Origin of the sequence: Pseudoalteromonas sp. PA2MD11 (genome assembly GCF_017808125.1) — a bacterium.
Classification (GTDB): Bacteria; Pseudomonadota; Gammaproteobacteria; order Enterobacterales; family Alteromonadaceae; genus Pseudoalteromonas; species Pseudoalteromonas simplex.
In genome coordinates this window covers 1-18,763 of record NZ_JADKNF010000022.1, presented here as the reverse complement: position 1 = coordinate 18,763, position 18,763 = coordinate 1, and the positions used below count along the sequence as shown (strand labels likewise).

The following is an 18,763-nucleotide window of genomic DNA, read 5'->3' as shown; positions in this document are numbered from 1 at the left end:
TTTATTTGGCACAAAAAAGCCGCTTCAATTTGAAGCGGCTTTTTTATGTTTACTTAACTACTTATTTAACGCCAATTGTAACTCACGGTTACGCTGTAATTGTGCTAAGAAGTTATCAGCAATCGGTTTAAACTTAGCTAACTCATCGCGCGGTAAAGGCTCTGATTTAGGTAGTTTGACCGTTTTAGGGTTACGGTGTACACCGTTTACTAAGAATTCATAGTGTAAGTGTGGGCCCGTTACACGACCTGTCGCACCAACCGTACCAATCTTCTGGCCTTGCTTCACTTTCTGACCAGTTCTAACCATCTTTTTGTTTAAGTGTAAGTACTTAGTTACATACTGAGTGCCATGGCTAATAAATACATAATTACCGTTGTATTTACTGTATCCTGCTTTAATCACTTTACCATTACCCGATGATACAACTGGCGTACCGGTACGTGCTGCGTAATCGATACCATTATGTGGTTTTACCGTTTTGGTCACAGGGTGTAAGCGGCGCGGGTTAAAGCTCGAGCTAATATACTTAAAGTTAACAGGTGCGCGTAAGAAGGCTTTTTTCATGCTACGGCCTTCAGGTGTGTAGAAGTTACCATCAGTATGGCGAATAGCGGTATAACGCTCACCTTGGTTAATAAATTCTGCGGCAATAATTTTACCATCACCAATGTACTCACCATCAACATAGTGAGCTTCATAAATTAGACCAAATTGGTCACCTTTACGAATGTCATTAGCAAAGTCGACATCCCAACCAAAGATGTCAGCAAAATTCATAATTTGACGCTCGCTTAAGCCAGCGGCAATGCCTGATGTCCAAAAGCTATTTGAGATCTCGCCGCCAGCAGATTTACTTAGCGTTTCGATTTCTTTGCTATCAATAGAGGTGTCGTAGTTACCTTCGTCATTTAATGTAACGTATAAGGTATCTGTTTTTGAGATCACATAACGCAGCTGAGCTAGAGAACCATCTTCAGCTGTTGCAAAGCTTAAGATTTCGCCTGGGTGAATTTTTGTTAACTTACGAGTTTCAGCGTTGGTATTAACTAGTTTGTGTAATGTTTGCGCTGAGAAACCCGCACGTTTAAAGATAAGTGCTAAATTATCGCCATTACGTACTTCATGGTCGATAAGCTCGTATTCTGGAAGTTTTGCTGCTGCTTGCTCCGAATTAAGCTCAGTTAGTTTTTCGTTATCATCAACTTTAACTTGTAATTCGTAGCGTTTGCCAATTTCAAGTGCGTTTGCACTGTTGTCCTTTGATGCGGTGGCTTTTTCAGAAGGCAATAACGCCAAGCCGACAATAGCAGAAACCAAACCGAGAATAAGCAGTTTGTGTTTTTTGGGAAGTTTGTGCACTACGTGAACCATATCGTGCCTTTTCTGCTGTCAAGAAATTTAAATACTAATATCGCAGGATATACCTAAAATAGAGCAAATACCAGTGTTTTGTAGATTTAAACTGGCGCTATTTTACGCTAGAATTGGCCTGCGCGTTAAACTTTTTTGTTTAAAATTGCAGCAGATGTCTATGGTTAAACTAAATCTACATTAGTTAACTAAAGTCCCTTCATTAAATTGCAATAACGCGGTATAAAGAACAATCATGCGCGCTGCCTTCAGGGCTGTTTCTTAAACTATTTAAGTTAGGCTTTTTTCTAGTGTCGCTTTTTGGTGCTAACTAGCTAAATTTTAAAGTTTTTAGCTCTATATTTATAACCCTGACAGGCCACCACGCCCCGGTAGCTGAATTTTTGGAGTAATACACAGTGGATTTACAAACCGCTCTAGCTGAGATAAAACGCGGTGCAGAAGAGATATTAATTGAAGACGAATTAGTCGAAAAGCTAAAGTCTGGTAAGAAACTTAAGATCAAAGCGGGTTTCGATCCAACTGCGCCTGATCTGCATTTAGGTCACACAGTTCTTATCAACAAAATGAAAACCTTCCAAGACCTAGGTCATGAAGTGATTTTCTTGATCGGTGACTTCACCGGTATGATTGGTGATCCGACGGGTAAAAACGTAACGCGTAAACCGTTAACCCGTGAAGATGTATTAGCTAATGCTGAAACCTATAAAGAGCAAGTATTTAAGATTCTTGATCCTGCTAAAACTACAGTTGCATTCAACTCTACTTGGATGGAGAACTTAGGTGCAGCAGGTATGATTAAACTGGCTGCGCGTCAAACAGTAGCACGTATGCTAGAACGTGATGACTTTAAAAAGCGTTATGCCAGCGGTCAATCAATTGCTATCCACGAATTTTTATATCCACTGGTACAAGGTTGGGACTCAGTTGCATTAGAAGCTGATGTTGAACTTGGTGGTACAGACCAACGCTTTAACCTATTAATGGGTCGTGAATTACAAAAAGACGAAGGTCAAAAGCCACAAACAGTACTTATGATGCCACTGCTTGAAGGTACTGATGGCGTTCAGAAAATGTCTAAGTCATTAGGTAATTACATTGGTATTACTGATGAGCCTAACGACATGTTTGGTAAAGTGATGTCTATTAGTGATGAGCTAATGTGGCGTTACTATGACTTATTAAGTGCGTTATCTATCGAAGAGATTGCAGCGCTTAAACAACGTGTTGCAGATGGTGCAAACCCGCGCGACATTAAGATTGAGCTTGCCAAAGAAATGATTGCACGTTTCCACAGCGGAGAAGCAGCCGAAGGTGCTCATCAAGATTTCATCAAGCGTTTCCAAAAGAATGCATTACCAGATGAGATCCCTGAAGTAACAGTAACAATTGCTGAAGACACTGTGTTTATCACTAATCTATTAAAAGAAGCGAACCTTGTTGCAAGTACGTCAGAAGCAATGCGTATGATTAAACAAGGCGCTGTAAAGATTAATGGTGAAGAAAAAGTAACGGATACTAAGCTTGAAGTTGCTAAAGGCACTACACAGATTTACCAAGTAGGTAAACGTAAGTTTGCTAAAATCACCTTAGCTTAAATAAGCTAACAGAATAAAAACCAGCTGCGGCTGGTTTTTTTGTGCCTTTTTTTAGTTAATAAACAGCGTAGCCACTTCAATGGCGATGATAAGTAGTAACCAAAATGCTTTCGCTTGATTTAAACGATTCACTAAAGCGGGAATATCATCGGCATCTGGCAAGCGATCAGTACCAACACGCATTTTATTAAAGCGCTCACCTTGGTAAAGGGCAGGGCCGCCTAACTGTACTTGCAAAGCAGCCGATGTAACACTTAACAGCCAACCCGTATTGGTTTGATAAAAATGTCTGCCATAGTGCTTAATGTAATGAATGCTCTGTCTACTGGCATTGGTTGCTGCAATGGTTAATGCAACTAATCGAGTGGGTAACCACTCCAATACAAATAGTAACTTAGCAATGGGAGCCAAAAACGGGTTGTTGGGTTTTTGGTTTTTTCGCCATGCTTGATGAATTAATGTCAGTAAACGATAAACTAAAGCAAGGATAGCGCCGCCAAGTAGGTAAAAGAAGATAACGGCAAAATAATGCCGCGCACTTTGTAACACCAGTGACTCCATGGTTGCTTTACAAATTCCAGAAGCCGATAAACGTGATACATCACGGGCAACAAGGCTCGAGAGTAGCTCTCTAGCAGTCGCTTTTTGGTTGAGCTTGAGCAATCTGGCAATACGTAATGATTTCTTCTCTTGCGCGCGGCTACTGAGTAACAAATATAAAACTAAGCCACTTAATAACTCAGGGTAAAAAGCAAACTCTAAAAACAGCACAACTAATGTCACTATCACTAAAATGGTGAGTGTAAAAGCCAAAGTTGAGGCTAAATATTGATAGCTTTTAGGATTCGTTGGGTTGTATAAACGATCGCTGAGGGCAGAGAAAATAACGGTTAAAAAGGTATTAGGATGATACCAACTAACCAAAGGAAAGAAGCGCTCAGCTAAGAGCGCTACAAAAAATACAATAATGTCCAAATGGTTTTGAACAATATTTGCAATCACCTTATAAACTCACCGATGTTAGCTTCTCTAAAAGAGCAACAACCATTTTAGATGAGTTGATAGATGCAGTTTCGATATACTCTTCAAATGATTGCGGCGATTCTTTGCCAGCAATGTCAGACATTGAACGAATAACAACAAATGGTGTTTCTAGCACGTGACAAGCTTGTGCAATTGCTGCACCTTCCATTTCTACTGCAAGCATAGTTGGAAATTCTGCGCGTGTTTTTTCAATTCGTACCGGGTCACACATGAATGAATCACCAGTACAAATTAGGCCAATCATGGTTTTGACATCGCTGATTTGGCTTACGCTTTGCTCTGCCGCTTCAATCAATTTAGGGTGCGCAGCAAAGCCCGCTGGCATTTGTGGTACTTGGCCGATTTCGTAACCGAATGCAGTCACGTCTACATCGTGGTGACGAACTTCTGAAGAAATAACGACATCACCTACATTTAGCGATGGCTCAAAACCACCTGCAGAACCTGTGTTGATCACACAATCTGGGCTGAAGTTGTCGATTAGTAGTGTCGTTGCTACTGCAGAAGCTACTTTACCAATACCAGATTGAACTAAAGTAACAGTGTTACCCGCTAATTCACCGGTGTAAAAGGTAAAACCAGCTTTAGTCATGATGCTTGGGTTTACCATTGCTTCGCGTAAGATTTTTACTTCTGGCTCCATCGCGCCAATAATACCAACGTGCATAATATTTGATTCCTTAGATTGAATAGGATGATTATACCTAAAAATGTCTAAAACAAACAAAAAAGCAGACCTTAAAGTCTGCTTTTGCCAATATTATGACGGACTATATTTCTGCAAGCGCCGTTGAGTGTGCTTTTGCTTGTGATGGTGATAGTACTGCTGGTTTAGTTACTCGATTGCGTGCAGGTCTTGCCGGTGCTGCTGCAGGTTTACCAAGTTTAAACATGATAGCGTCACGTACTTCTCTTGGTTGATAGCCTGATTTTACTTTCATACGAATATGCGGAATGCCTGCCGCTTCTAACGCGCCACTGACAAACCAGTCACGTTGTGCTTTATGGCCGTCGCGGTTGGTGTTATTTACTAAATCAACAGCGGCAACAATGCTAAGTTTGTCCTTGTCGATAAGCACGTAATCTAACTGTTTGTTTTTGGCTTTAGCCATTGCAGCACGTTTAGCTTTGACAGATAAGCCTTGCTTACAGTCGATTAAATCAATCAGTTTAACACGGCTGACGATTTTGTACTGGTCGCCTACCGCACGTTCTAGCAGGTGTAAAAAAGCACTCTCAACTTGCGTAAAAACAGTTTGCTTACGAGTGAAAGGGTAAGGGTTTCCGCCTTCATCGGTAAACTTTGACGCAACAACAGAGGCTACGACGACTAATACTAAAATTGATAATAAAGCGAATTCCATACGGTAACTCCACAACAACAAATTGACACTGAAAACTAATAGCAATTAGCGTGCCTAACTGTATGGAGCTACCCGAAATTTTTAAGCCGTGTATCCGCCAGCAACCCCTTTAACAGCGATTGCTACCGCGTCATGGGCATGAAGTGATTCGTAGTGGTTTATTTGTAGCCAGTAATCTGCGTAGTTATGCTGTTCAAGTAAGCCTTTAATTTTACGTGCAGCATCTTCGCAGAACATGAGGTTTTGACCATTTAAGCGGGCAAACTCTTGCTCATCTTCACGTTTAACCGCTGCTTGTACTGGCGTTTTTAGCTCAGCTTCTAAAGCATCAATTAAGCCAACCACATCAAAGCTGTCAATTTGGCTGTCGAGTTTTACTTTCACGTTGGCGATTGAACGCTGTGAGTGTGGTGTAGCTACAATCCCGTCAGTTGTGCCTAGCCATTCTAAAACAGTTTGCTTATCAACATTTTGCTCTGCAAACTTTTCGCTAAAGGCATTTTGAATTAATTGACGAGCAAGAGCCGCTGAACATGGGCATGTTGACGAGTAAGTGACATCAACCATTAACTCAAAGCTTACAATGCCTTGGTTGATCTTAGCGATCAGATGAATCGGGTAGTTTTTCCAACCTATTTTGCCACTTAATAAAGATTTTCGGCGCAGTGGTAGCTCAAACTTAAATTCGATTTGTGCTTGGTCACTTAAATCATCATGGCTGCTAATAAAGGCATCAAGTGCTTGCTTGAGAGTTTGTGGATTAACTTGCTGCTCGGTTGATAAGGTATCAAGGGCTAAAAATAAACGCGACATATGAATGCCTTTGGCGTCTTCTTTATGCAAGTTTACAAAAGCGCGTGCCTTGGCAATTACGTTTACAGGGGCAATATTGCGAGTTTCAAAAATGAAAGGAAGTTCAATTTCGCCCATGCCAACCCAGTCTAATTTACCTGTTTGTAAGGCGGGAGCCGTATCAGCAATATCTGGCATTGTGGTTTGCATGGTAATACTCATTCTTTGCAATTATTAAAGCGCGGTATTTTACATGAAAAAATATAAAAAAGCGGCGTTGATGAAAAAATTCTATGTTTATCGCACAATATGAATATTTCTAAAGGAATAGTGATAAAATTAACTATGCTGTTTTTTTCGATTATGTGCCTAAGCTTTAATATATGATTGATTCTTCTTTGAGTCCCTGGGCTCGCACACTCTCAAGCTTTATTTCTAAGTACGGTGAGTTTAAAACTGCCGCTGCCTGTTATGCCTTATTACTGGTCATGTCGCTGATTTTATCGTGCATGTTTTATTATGTAGCAGTCGGTACGGTAACTTTAGTTGATGTTTTAGCTGTGTTGTTTTTTACCGCAGTAGTATCGCCGATATTAATAACAGTGCTGCTCAATTCTATTCGCCAGTTAGAAGCATCTTATAGTTATCTAGATAGCGCAACCAAACAAGAAAAACTGCTCAATCAAACGCTAAAAGATAATATCAGTCGCTTAAACGAAGAGATTGATGAACGTAAAATGGCGTTTCATGCTAAGCACAGAGCAATAGAAGAACTAAGACGCGAAATTGCTGAGCGTAAGAAAACTCAACAAGAACTAGCTCAACAAGGCATGTTATTACGCTCTATTGTCGACTCATCTCCCGATTTGTTTTATTACCGCGACAACAATGGTGTGTTTGCTGGCTGTAATAAAATGTTCGAACAAGTGATTGGTAAAAGCAGCGATGAGTTAATCGGCAAGAGTGTCGAAGAAATCTATCCAAGTGATTATTTACCGGAGGTACTTCGCACCGACAAAAAAGTATCTCAAACTCACCAAGCTCTTACACTTGACGTTGAATACCCTGTTAATGGTGAAAAGCGTTGGTTTGAGATGCGTAAGTTACCCTTTATTAATGAAAAAGGTGAGTACATTGGTTTACTTGCCTTTGGCCGTGATATCACCAGTCGTAAAGAGGCGGCTCAGGCCCTTGAAGCGGCTTACAAAGATAAAGGTAAATTCATTGCGACTCTAAGTCATGAACTAAGAACACCGCTTAACGGTATAGTGGGTTTAACCCGCATGTTGCTAGATACAGAACTTGATAAACAACAACGTAGTTGGTGTAACACTGTATTCTCAAGTGCCGAAACCCTTGGCAATATATTTAACGATATTATCGACTTGGATAAAATTGATCGTGAGCAGCTTGATATTGTTGCTGACTCAGTCAATGTGGCCGACTTTATAAATGATGTGGTGAACTTTGCAGGCTTAATTGCTGAGCAAAAGGGACTTGAGTTCAATATTAAACGCAAAGGTACGTTAGACGTTTATGCGTCACTTGATCCGACTCGTTTACGTCAAGTTGTTTGGAATCTTATCAATAATGCGGTTAAGTTCACTCAACAGGGTCATGTTGAGCTTGAATGTCGCCGTGAGAATCGCGCTGATGGGCCTTGGTTAGTGATGCGTGTAAGCGACACCGGTCAAGGCATTCCTCAAGAGCAGCTGCACCGTATTTTTGACATGTACTATAAGGCACCTGATATCAAAGGCACCAATGCAATTGGTTCAGGGATTGGTCTTGCAGTAACTAAAGCACTTGTTACTGCGATGAAAGGTGAAATCAATGTCAGCAGTACTGAAGGTGAGGGCAGTGTTTTTGTTGTCGAAATTCCCCTTAAGCTTTGTATTGCGCCAGCTGAGCAAAGTTATGCGGTACGCAGCTTAAATATTCTTTTAGTTGAAGATGTGCCGCTAAATGCTGAGATTGCTACCAACCTACTTGAGCAGCGTGGCCACGAAGTTATTTGGGCTGAAACTGGTGAAGATGCGCTGTCGTTTGTCTACACAGAAGATGACTTAGACCTCGTTTTACTTGATATGCAATTACCAGACATCAATGGTGATGAAGTTGCTCGTCAAATTCGTGATGATGAGCACTTTGATAAGCTGCCAATCGTTGCCTTGACTGCCAACGTGCGTAGTGCCGAAGAAGAACTTGCGGGTATTAATATTCAAGGTGCACTCGCTAAGCCTATCAACACCACTAAACTCGATAAAATGCTCGGCGAGCTATTTGATATAAAACAGCAACAAAATTGTCAGCCTGAGCCAATTAAAGCCATGACGGAAAAAGACTTATCGGGTATACGTGTTGAGCTTCTCGATATAGAAACCATCGAAGACTTTGTAGGCTCAATGGGGCTGGTTATTTTTAATCGTAGCTGTGAGTTATTTAATAAGTTAAACCCTCAGTATCAAACTGAGCTAGCAGATGCGTTAGCTGAAGATGATAGAGAAGAATACAAATCGGTGGCGCATAAATTGAAAGGTGCAGCTGGCTCTGTAGGCTTAAACGATGTGCAGTTACATGCTAAGAAGATGGAACACGGCGCGCTTGAAGAAAGTAGTGAAGAGTTACAACAGTGGCTTGATGAACTTGCAGTTAAAATAAATGAAGGGCGTGACGCCCTCCAATTATTCTTACAGCAGTTAGAAGATTAATTCTAATTAGCTGTCGATTTTACCAATGAAACGATAGCCTTCACCATGGATGGTGCTGATCAGCTCAGAGGTGCTGTTATCGCTTTCAAAGTGTTTTCTGATACGACGAATGGTTACGTCTACAGTGCGGTCATTTGCGCGAAGCTCACGGCCAGTCATGTGCTTAATTAATTGCTCACGGCTGAAAATACGGCCCGGTGAATCGAGCATTAAACGAAGTGCGCGGTATTCACCTTTAGGTAAACGCTTAGCGTCGCCACTTGGAGATGTTAAACAACGGCTGTTTTCATCAAGTTCCCAACCGTTAAATGTAATAACACCATTTGTTTCGATATTCGCTTCTTCGCCACCTAATGCTGTGCGCGAAATAAGGTTACGAGCACGAATAGTTAATTCGCGAGGGTTGAATGGTTTTGTGATGTAATCATCAGCACCAATTTCAAGACCTAAAATGCGATCAACGTCGTTGTCACGACCTGTTAAGAAAATTAAACCAACATTACGTTTTTGACGTAATTCACGCGCTAAAATAAGCCCGTTTTTACCTGGTAGGTTGATATCCATAACTACAAGGTTCACATCATCATTATTTGTAAGCTTGTCATGCATATCATCGCCATCAATGGCTTCAATAACTTTGTAACCTTCGGCTTCAAATAAACTAACGAGGTTTAGTCGAGTTACGTCTTCATCCTCTACGATCAGAATGACTGGCGTTTGCATTGTATATTAACCTTTTCGGAAATTTTATTTACAAAAATTCGGTATTATCAAGCAAAACCGAATACTAGAGATTATAGGATTAGATCCAATTGTTAACAAGTAAAATCAATTTGGATAAAACTTAGCCATAGCTAACAATCGAGATTGCACTTTAAAGTTATGCTGCAATACGTGCTGCTTATTGATATACAGTCGGATTTTATTTCCTTCTTGAACCAGAGAGGCTATTCCGCCTTTCTCTAAAAAGCGAATACTTTCACCTATCGTTAAAGTATTTAATGAAATTGTATCGGTCCAAAGTGGAAGTATATCATTTTCTAATGTTTCATCAATGTATGTGATATCACAAATCTGAGAAAGTTCAGAAATTTGCTGAGTTTTTTTCACTAAAATAACGTTGATAGGTTTTTTGTTAATTTGCAGTTCACTTTTGTCCTTTAGGAACGACCCAGGCCCTGTTTCTACATTATAAAAACAGAAAGAAATAGGTGGAGGATCCATGCTTTCAGTAAACTTAGTGAACTTAGCAATTTGATATAAAAACGCAGATTTTACTTGTTCTGGTGATTTTGCAAAACTCGGGGTGGCGTAAATAACAAAAGCAAAAAGGCAACATATGATTTTCATCATGCATTACCTTCAGATAAGGGGAGAGTAATAATAAAATGAGCACCCTCGGTATTTAACTCATCGTGAATTATTGTACCGCCTAAGGCTTGGGTTACCAGGTTATAAACTAAATGCATACCTAGTCCACTTCCACCTTCGCCTCGTTTGGTTGTCACAAATGGGTCGAAAATACGTTTTCGAATCGTCTTTTCAACACCAACGCCATTATCGAAATAGTGAATAATAAAGCTGCTTTCATTGCGCTCAACGTTAAAGGTGATCTCGTTATCAAGCTCGTCGCTAAAACCATGGATCACAGAGTTACTCAATAACTGCTGTAACACCTGCTGTAAGGGTCCCGATTTAGTCTCAATACTAAAGTCATTATTGCAGTTAATCGTGATTTTAGGATTGCGATATTGTATTTCTGAGCGCATCGACATAATCACATCATTTAATAAATTATATAAGTTTACGTTAGTGGTTATTTCGACATCTTGATTAACTGCCACTTTCTTAAAGCTTGAGACTAGCTCTGCGGCTCGGTTTAAGTTGCGATAGATAAGATCTAGATTTTCAATGCCATCAGTTATAAAGCGTTTTAAATGTGCTGAGGTGAGTGTTTTTTGCTCAAACTGCGCGTTGATTTCTGCCAGCTTGTCACGCAGCAAGGTTGAACCCGTAATACCTAAGCCGATAGGTGTATTTACCTCATGGGCTACACCTGCAACCATTTGCCCTAAAGAGGCCATTTTTTCATTTTCTACTATTTGATTTTGGTATTGATGCATACGCTCAAGTGTATTGAGTAGTTCTTGGTTAGCCTCACGCAAGGCAATAGTACGTTGATTTACTTTCTCTTCAAGGCTTTGGTTAAGCTGTTTTATTTCTTGTTTGTCTTTTTCGTGGCGCTCGATTTGCTTTTGGGTTCGGGCAAGCATGATATTTAAGCTGCTAGAAAGCTGATTAATTTCATCGACATTAGTTTTTTGTGCGCGAGTGTCATAGTTATGGTTTTTTGACACATCTTGAAGCAAGTTACTCAGTTCATCAATTGGGTTCGCAATACGTTTTTGAATACGCAGAGCAACAAAATACACCAACACTAAAACAAATAGGGTTAGTAAAATATCAATAAAGATTTTACGGTTAATATACTGATTGAGCCTATCTAAGCCACCACGAACATAGGCATAGCCAATCACTTCTCCTTCATATTTGATTGGTTTTATTAATTCTATTACATCATCTTTAAACTTTGGCTCAGACAGCTCGCTGATACTGTTTACTTTGATAGGAACTGGCGGAGTTCTATTGGCGTTAAAGCTGCTGAAAAAAACAGGCTCATTCGATAATTCGTCAATTGCGTATATGTGAATGTTTTTAATGAGCGGCACTGTCTCGAAAGATTTTAGGCGCTCTGTTTCAGTTTCGTTATCATCAAATAACACTGTGACCTGGGCGTTATATGCAATAATTTCAGATAGAATAGTTATTTTATCGACAATTAAGGCTTTTTGTTCTTTTACATCTAGGTAGGTCGAAATAGAGATAGACAAAGACAAGCACAACGCAGTAACAAGCATAACCGCATTAGTTAATGCCTTACGAATACTTGTTTGTGCCGATAAAATTGACATGCGCTATAGAAAGCCTAAATTTTTATTTTATTAGTAAGAGTTTAGTCTAGCAAAGACATTTAAAAGTAACTAAATATTTAAAAAAATATTTAAAAAAATATTTTTGCTACGAATAAGCTATTTACTCAACTTTTATTTAGCTGAGTAAACTGCAAATTTTGTATTTTTGAAATCGGTACTGTATTGGCCAAATTGCGCTTCTAAAATAGGTGGGTATTTTAAGAAGCTGTTTGCAACTATGGTCAGTTTACCTTGCTTACTCAAGTGTTGCTTTGCAGAGCTAAGAAATGCCTCGGCAATGGTGTAATCAGTGGCAATACCGGTGTGGAAAGGTGGGTTACTGATGATTAAGTCAAATTTACCATTAATATCAGATAAGCCATCACTTAATACTGCTTGGCCTTTAAGGTTATTTAATGCAAGTGTTTGCTCTGTGGCGTAAGTAGCAAGAGCACTTACATCGCTACATACAAACTCAAGCTCAGGCTGCTTTTTTCCTAAATAAGTTGCAATAATGCCTGCGCCACATGCAAAGTCTAGCACTTTACCCTTGCTAATACTTGGCGCATTATTTAGAAGTACCGCGGTACCTACATCAAGCGCACCGTGGTTAAATACGCCCGGCACACTAATCGCCGTAAATTCAATATCGCCGGCTTTCACTTGAAATTGCTTATGATAACGACCGATAGCAAAGTTATCGTTTAGCGTAAGCTCAGAGAATAAATACAAAATACAGTGCTTGGCACTATCGATTTTGTTACTAAAACCACAGTGATCTTTTAGTTGTTTCTCTGCTGATTTAACACCGCTTTTATTTTCACCTACCACAAATAGTTGCGCGTCTTGATGACAAACAGCACGAATGTTATCGAGGCACATTTGTGCTTCGGGCTTAGCTTTTGGGTAATAATAGATAACTAAATCGTAGTTATTATCTGGAATAGTGTGGCTAACCACAGCATGTATACCGGCAATTTTGCTAGCATACATGGCATTTGCGTGGTTATAACTGAACGCAGTAATTTTTGCGTCAGGGTTTAGCGTTTTAAGTTCGCGTAAGAAGCCATCTTGCTCAAAGTTAACCACTAAAATCGATTGTCCAACAAGTTCGTCTTCATTTCGAAGCAATAATAAACTTGGGTTGGTTAACTTACTCATGCTGCTTTACCTTTTGTTACTTAGTACGCTCAAACATTAGATCCCATACGCCGTGACCTAAACGGTGGCCGCGCTGCTCAAATTTTGTCAGTGGACGTGAATCTGGGCGAGGAACGTAATCGTTAGTTTCTGACTGGTTTTTGTAACCTTCAGCAACTTGCATTACTTCAAGCATATGCTCAGCATAATTTTCCCAGTCAGTCGCCATATGGAAAACACCGCCAATTTTTAATTTGCTACGTAACTTTTGTGCAAACTCTGGTTGTACGATACGACGCTTATGGTGACGTTTTTTATGCCATGGATCAGGGAAGAATAATTGCAGCTTAGATAAGCTTTCATCGGCAATACAATCAGCTAGAACTTCAACTGCATCGTGCTCGAATACGCGTAAGTTTGTTACACCTGCTTCGTCGGCATCCATTAAACAGGCACCTACACCTGGGCGGTGAACTTCAATACCGATGAAGTTAAGCTCAGGTGCGTTTTTAGCCATTTCGACTAGCGATTTACCCATACCAAAACCGATTTCTAGTACCACATCGTTATCGTTACCAAACACTTCTTTTAGGTTTAGCATGCCATTTTTATGCTTAAGGCCCATCGTTGGCCAACACTTCTCGATGGCTGCCGCTTGGCCTTTTGTGAGGCGACCTTCGCGCTTTACGAAACTACGAATCGTGCGGATATATTTACCCTCTTGCTTTGCTTGCTCGAGGTTTGGGTTACTTGAGTCACTCATATATTTTGGCCTGATAAAAATACTGACGATAGAAAAAGGGTGCGTATTATCCCTGACCTGCGCCTTGAGTACAATAGTCTGGGCTTGTTTATCTTATGAGATTAATATTGCAGCCATATGCTAGCTATTTAGGCAAAGTAGGGGCTGTTCGACTTGCTTGGCCTAACCAACTGCAATAGACTTGGCCGCAATGAGCTTCAGCAAGTAAAGATGTTATTTTGAATTTAAGCAATAAGGAGTCAACTTGGTTTGCAAACCAAGTGGTTGACTGGTACCACCTTCACGGCCGTAAAACTCTCCCTTGGCAGTTAAATAAAACCCCTTATAAGGTATGGATCTCTGAGGTCATGCTACAGCAGACTCAAGTGGTGACTGTTATTCCATACTTTGAAAAGTTTATGCAAAGCTTTCCTGACATTATTGCGCTTGCTAATGCCGATGAAGATCAGGTGTTACACCATTGGACTGGCCTTGGCTACTACGCCCGGGCGCGTAACTTACATAAAACGGCAAAAATAGTCCGTGATAACTACCAAGGTGAGTTTCCAACTACGCTTGAAGAAGTAATGGACTTGCCGGGTATTGGTCGTTCAACGGCAGGGGCTATCTTGTCTTTATCGCTTGGTCAACATCATCCAATTTTAGATGGCAATGTTAAACGAGTGCTAGCACGCTTTTTTATGGTTGAAGGCTGGTACGGAGTGAAAAAGGTCGAAAATCAACTTTGGTCATTATCATCGCAATTAACGCCTAAAGAGTCGGTTACTGAGTTTAATCAGGCAATGATGGATTTAGGTGCAAGCCTTTGTTCACGTAGTAAGTTTGACTGTGAGCCTTGTCCTTTAAATAGTAAATGCCTTGCTTTTAAAGAAGGTAAAGTAAAAGAGTTCCCGCATTCAAAACCAAAAAAGGCTGTACCGAAGAAGTCATGCCATCAGCTCATTCTAGCCTGCGACAATAAAGTACTTATGGAAAAGCGCCCAAGCTCAGGGATATGGGGTGGATTGTTTGGCTTTTTTGAGTTTAGCGAGCAAGCTGCGCTCGAATCATTTTTAGCTCAGCATGGTCTATCAAGCAATACGCAGGCACTTGAAGCCTTTACCCATGTATTTTCACATTTTGAGCTAACCATCAATCCACATGTTTTAACCTTGCCGAGCATTCCAGATCTCATTAATGAACGACAACTGGTTTGGTATCCGCTTGATGAGTCTGTTGAGGTTGGTCTTGCTGCACCAACGAAAAAGCTGGTTAAACATTTAAGCGCAATAGATTACAATAGCATCACGCAATAAGAGTAGAGAGCAATTATGGCACGTACAGTATTTTGTCAAAAGTTACAAAAAGAAGCTGAAGGCTTAGGCTTCCAACTATACCCAGGTGAGCTTGGTGAAAAGATTTTCAACAACATCAGTAAAGAAGCGTGGGGCCAATGGCAACACAAGCAAACAATGCTGATCAACGAAAAACACCTGAACATGATGGACCCAGAGCACCGTGCTTTTTTAGAAGAGCAAATGGTGGGTTTCTTATTTGAAGGTAAAGACGTAGAAATAGAAGGCTACCGTCCACCAGAAAAATAAGCGCATAATCAAAAGTAAAAAGGGCCGTAATGGCCCTTTTTGATCTGTATTATTCAGCTTCTTGTTCGGCTTTGTTAATTTGTTCTTTTAAGAACTGAGCCACCTTAGAGTATTCAATTTCGAAACTATCTCTAAGTGCAATTAATTCGTCGCTTGTAGGCTCGCCTTCTTTGCAGGTTTGTTCAAATCCAGCGGCAAGCTCAGCAACCTTCATTGCTCCTATGGTTTTCGAAATTGACTTTAGCTGATGGCAAGAAGTGATAATTTTATCTAAATCATATTCTATAACCCCAGCGTTTACCTCTTTACTGAGTTGATTACTCTGTTCTAAATACATCTTAAAGAAACGTAGCTTCTTCGCTTCATCATTGACATATTTACCTAGCACATCCATATCAATTGGTGTTGTAAGTTTTTTACTTTCCAATTTTGCAGCTTCTGGGTTTGCTTTATAAGCACATTTATGAAGTGTTCCTTCAAGCACATTTAGCTCAACAGGTTTTGTAATGTAATCGTTCATGCCTATGCTTAAGCAACGCTCTTTTTCACCTTTAAGCGCATTAGCTGTTATAGCAATTACATAAGGCTGGGCGTTGATATCTTCAAGTTGCGATGCTTCATGGCGTATTTTTTCTACCATATCGTAACCAGACATTTTTGGCATGTGTAAATCAGTTAAGATAATAGAGTGCTTACCTTCACGCCATGCTTCTAAACCTTTCTCACCATTTTCAGCCATTTCAACACCATAGCCTAGTAGATGTAGCTGATCGGTCAGCACTTGCTGATTTAGCACGTTATCTTCAACAAGAAGTACTAACTTGTTTTCTTCACGAGCCTTATCAACACTTAGGTAGTCGTTAAATGATTTGGTAGAAGAAATTTGTTTAGGCTTATGTAATCCAGCTGCCACGAGAAGTGACATCATAAAGTTTGACTTACATAATGGTACTGCATTTAGATAAAAAATATTCTTATGATTTACGGCAGCTTCATCTAATCTACTTAAGACGATAACTTGCTGATTATTATCTTCTAAAGTGTAAAGTAAGCGACGTAAGATATAGTTAATATCTTCCATGGTTTCGATCCCATCAAGGATCCAAATCAGCTCTTTTCGGTCCTGCTCAACTTCAATTTGCTCATTGTTTTGGGCGATAACTGGTGTTGCCCCCATAAATGATAAATAACGTGTCAGTAGTTTTTTTCGACCGTCATGATTAGAGACCACAACAACTCTTTGATCTTTCATGACTTGTTTGTGAGCATAATCAACTTTACCTTGTGTACTAAAAGGTAATTCAACGACAAACTCACTGCCAATACCTAAGTCACTGGTTACAGAAATTGTACCCAACATTAGTTCGGTTAAGCTTTTACAAATCGATAAACCTAACCCTGTGCCACCGTATTCGCGGGTTATTGATCCTTCAGCTTGAATAAATGGATTAAATATTTCGCGAAGCTGCGCTTGCGTCATCCCTTTACCGTTATCTAATACACTAAAGCGTAATGTGTAGTGATCAGTGGTGTTTTGTGCAACCTCCACCGAAATTTTTACATGACCTTTTTGCTTGTCGTCTGTGCTGGTGAACTTAATTGCATTACTACATAGATTGTAAAGTACTTGGCGAACTCGTACCGTGTCGCCAATTAGGTTTGTTGGGATATCGGGCGCAATAGCGAGCTCTAGTTCAAGGTCACGCTTTTTGGCAACCGATGATAAAACACGGGCAACTTCTTCAATCGTGTCAGATACTGAAAAAGGAATGTTATCGATATTTAATTTACCCGCTTCGATTTTCGAGAAATCGAGAATGTCATCTAATATCCCTAATAACGAAAATGCAGAATCACGAATAATTGTACTTAGTCTATGTTGCGCCCCATCAAGCTCTGTTTGGCGAAGTAAATCAATTGTGCCAATAACACCGTTCATTGGGGTGCGAATCTCATGGCTCATGGTAGCCAAGAAAGTGGTTTTAGTTTCGTTTGCTTGTTCAGCTTTTAGAGTTGCTTGCTCAAGAGCGAGAGTACGGTTTTGTACCTCTGTCTCTAGGCTGTTTTGTAATTTTTGTAAATCAGCTTGTGCTGCTTTATTCTCGGTAATTGCTGATTCAACTTTTTTAAGTAATTGATTTACATGCTTTGCGACAGAGTCTAGGCCAAAGTCAAGGGTTTCAGTTACTTGCCCTTGGTAGTCCGCATTGTCAGTAATAGCTTTTAGCTCTTTATTTAACGATGAACTACTTTTACTAAAACGCTTATTGATAAAAATACTCAGCGCAAAAGATAATATAATTAAAGCTAGAAGCGTTAAGCCAGCAAGACCGATTGAAAGCACAGAAGATTGTGTAATAGGCTGCTCAATAGGGTGTTGTTTCACAATTAACTCGCCAACAGGCTGGTCATTAAATTCAAGAACAGTATGTATTAGTGTTTTTTCAGCTAGTTGTTGATTGACTTTAGTGGGTTGAATAAGCTCTTTGTTGTTTGCATAAACTAAAGAAACATCACCGTTAAACTCGTATCTATATAAATAGTAATCAAAGCCAGTATTAAGAAGTAAGCTTAAATCCAGTACTTCTTTTGCTTTATCTTGCCCAGGCATTGTTAAAGCACTAACAAGGGGGGCACGCAATTGATTTGAAACTTGAATGGCCGTTAAATTTGGCTGCAACTCTTTTACTGGTGCTTCATCATTAGTTGGATAAAACGAAAAAGCAACGACCGCTAACAGGGTGATGACGAGATTCGTAATTATAAAAAGCGGTAATAAGCCTTTTACAGGTGAATTCGATTTACTTGGCATGGTTCTTATCCAACAATTTTACAGCTAGGTACATTTCCTTGATATTTAGACAATCCTACCATCTGTGAAGAAAAATTCATCACGTTTTTAACAGAGGTAACTCTTTTATGATGAGAGTCAATTTAAAAGCATAAAAGTTGTTGGTTAAATAAGCTAAAAACTATTGAAAACAGCAATCTTGATTGAAAACTGTGCAAACAGTTAGAATCCTCAAAAAAAAGTTGACTTGAGAAGGCAAAACCCGTTTAATACGCCGCACGCCCAGACAGCGACAACCAAATTTGTTGCTCATAAATGCGTTTGAAATTTGCCCAAGTAGCTCCAGTCGATAGAGCAATTGGGAATTGCATTGAAAATCCTTGTGGATATTCTGCATAAAAATTTAATATTGCCCAGATAGCTCAGTCGGTAGAGCAGAGGATTGAAAATCCTCGTGTCGGTGGTTCGATTCCGCCTCTGGGCACCATTATTTATATATTGGTGTTTAACTTATTATTTAAACATCAGTATCGTGTCAAGCACACAGATTTAGTGTGCCGACTTAGCTCAGTTGGTAGAGCAACTGACTTGTAATCAGTAGGTCATCCGTTCAACTCGGATAGTCGGCACC

At 39.9% G+C, this 18,763-nt stretch carries 15 protein-coding genes and 2 tRNA genes; 6 read left to right on the top strand and 11 right to left on the bottom strand.

The window, feature by feature from the left end:
• Positions 1 to 57 precede the first annotated feature (57 nt).
• Positions 58 to 1,374, bottom strand: coding sequence for a peptidoglycan DD-metalloendopeptidase family protein (locus ISP07_RS18740; protein ID WP_166339834.1), 1,317 nt, complete (start codon positions 1,372 to 1,374; stop codon positions 58 to 60).
• 398 nt (positions 1,375 to 1,772) lie between these two features.
• Between ISP07_RS18740 and tyrS the strand changes: the two genes are divergently transcribed.
• Positions 1,773 to 2,972: a tyrosine--tRNA ligase gene (gene tyrS / locus ISP07_RS18735; RefSeq protein WP_209328538.1), complete on the top strand. Its 1,200-nt coding sequence runs from the start codon at positions 1,773 to 1,775 to the stop codon at positions 2,970 to 2,972.
• A 51-nt stretch (positions 2,973 to 3,023) separates the two neighbouring features.
• On the opposite strand, the gene ISP07_RS18730 is transcribed toward tyrS, so the two are convergent.
• The 4 genes from ISP07_RS18730 to folE2 form a co-directional block, all read right to left on the bottom strand.
• On the bottom strand, positions 3,024 to 3,974 hold the full coding sequence (locus ISP07_RS18730) for a cobalamin biosynthesis protein CobD/CbiB (RefSeq protein WP_209328537.1): 951 nt from the start codon (positions 3,972 to 3,974) through the stop codon (positions 3,024 to 3,026).
• A gap of 1 nt (position 3,975) precedes the next feature.
• Positions 3,976 to 4,683 (bottom strand): 5'-methylthioadenosine/S-adenosylhomocysteine nucleosidase, encoded by a 708-nt coding sequence (gene mtnN, locus ISP07_RS18725; RefSeq protein ID WP_054551291.1) that lies wholly within the window; start codon positions 4,681 to 4,683, stop codon positions 3,976 to 3,978.
• 103 nt (positions 4,684 to 4,786) lie between these two features.
• Positions 4,787 to 5,380 (bottom strand): DUF2726 domain-containing protein, encoded by a 594-nt coding sequence (locus ISP07_RS18720; protein WP_054551292.1) that lies wholly within the window; start codon positions 5,378 to 5,380, stop codon positions 4,787 to 4,789.
• Positions 5,381 to 5,461: 81 nt separating this feature from the next.
• On the bottom strand, positions 5,462 to 6,382 hold the full coding sequence (folE2, locus tag ISP07_RS18715; protein WP_209328536.1) for a GTP cyclohydrolase FolE2: 921 nt from the start codon (positions 6,380 to 6,382) through the stop codon (positions 5,462 to 5,464).
• Positions 6,383 to 6,555: 173 nt separating this feature from the next.
• On the opposite strand from folE2, the gene arcB reads away from it, so the two are divergent.
• Complete coding sequence (gene arcB, locus ISP07_RS18710) at positions 6,556 to 8,883, top strand: aerobic respiration two-component sensor histidine kinase ArcB (RefSeq protein ID WP_209328535.1); 2,328 nt, start codon at positions 6,556 to 6,558, stop codon at positions 8,881 to 8,883.
• Positions 8,884 to 8,889: 6 nt separating this feature from the next.
• Here the strand turns inward: arcB and arcA are convergent, their stop codons facing one another.
• The 5 genes from arcA to trmB all read right to left on the bottom strand — a co-directional run bounded on the left by arcA (position 8,890) and on the right by trmB (position 13,758).
• Positions 8,890 to 9,606, bottom strand: a complete 717-nt coding sequence (gene arcA / locus ISP07_RS18705; protein ID WP_054551295.1) for a two-component system response regulator ArcA — start codon at positions 9,604 to 9,606, stop codon at positions 8,890 to 8,892.
• Positions 9,607 to 9,711: 105 nt separating this feature from the next.
• Positions 9,712 to 10,236: a YfiR family protein gene (locus tag ISP07_RS18700; protein ID WP_228290684.1), complete on the bottom strand. Its 525-nt coding sequence runs from the start codon at positions 10,234 to 10,236 to the stop codon at positions 9,712 to 9,714.
• Positions 10,233 to 11,855, bottom strand: coding sequence for an ATP-binding protein (locus tag ISP07_RS18695; protein ID WP_054551297.1), 1,623 nt, complete (start codon positions 11,853 to 11,855; stop codon positions 10,233 to 10,235). Before ISP07_RS18695 ends, ISP07_RS18700 begins: the two co-directional genes overlap by 4 nt.
• 132 nt (positions 11,856 to 11,987) lie before the next feature.
• The gene (rsmC, locus tag ISP07_RS18690) at positions 11,988 to 13,016 is read right to left on the bottom strand and encodes a 16S rRNA (guanine(1207)-N(2))-methyltransferase RsmC (RefSeq protein ID WP_209328534.1); all 1,029 of its coding nucleotides are present in this window, start codon (positions 13,014 to 13,016) and stop codon (positions 11,988 to 11,990) included.
• A gap of 16 nt (positions 13,017 to 13,032) precedes the next feature.
• A complete protein-coding gene (trmB, locus tag ISP07_RS18685) occupies positions 13,033 to 13,758 on the bottom strand; it encodes a tRNA (guanosine(46)-N7)-methyltransferase TrmB (protein ID WP_209328533.1) in 726 nt (241 codons plus the stop codon).
• A 218-nt stretch (positions 13,759 to 13,976) separates the two neighbouring features.
• On the opposite strand from trmB, the gene mutY reads away from it, so the two are divergent.
• Positions 13,977 to 15,053, top strand: coding sequence for an A/G-specific adenine glycosylase (gene mutY, locus ISP07_RS18680; RefSeq protein WP_228290683.1), 1,077 nt, complete (start codon positions 13,977 to 13,979; stop codon positions 15,051 to 15,053).
• A gap of 15 nt (positions 15,054 to 15,068) precedes the next feature.
• Positions 15,069 to 15,341 carry an oxidative damage protection protein gene (locus ISP07_RS18675; RefSeq protein ID WP_036970432.1) on the top strand — a complete coding sequence of 91 codons (273 nt, stop codon included), beginning with the start codon at positions 15,069 to 15,071 and terminating at the stop codon, positions 15,339 to 15,341.
• 49 nt (positions 15,342 to 15,390) lie between these two features.
• Here the strand turns inward: ISP07_RS18675 and ISP07_RS18670 are convergent, their stop codons facing one another.
• Positions 15,391 to 18,153: an ATP-binding protein gene (locus ISP07_RS18670; protein ID WP_209328532.1), complete on the bottom strand. Its 2,763-nt coding sequence runs from the start codon at positions 18,151 to 18,153 to the stop codon at positions 15,391 to 15,393.
• 390 nt (positions 18,154 to 18,543) lie between these two features.
• On the opposite strand from ISP07_RS18670, the gene ISP07_RS18665 reads away from it, so the two are divergent.
• Together ISP07_RS18665 and ISP07_RS18660 are read left to right on the top strand one after the other, a co-directional pair.
• A tRNA-Phe gene (locus tag ISP07_RS18665) sits at positions 18,544 to 18,619 on the top strand.
• 69 nt (positions 18,620 to 18,688) lie between these two features.
• Positions 18,689 to 18,761, top strand: a tRNA-Thr gene (locus tag ISP07_RS18660).
• The last annotated feature ends 2 nt before the right edge of the window (positions 18,762 to 18,763 follow it).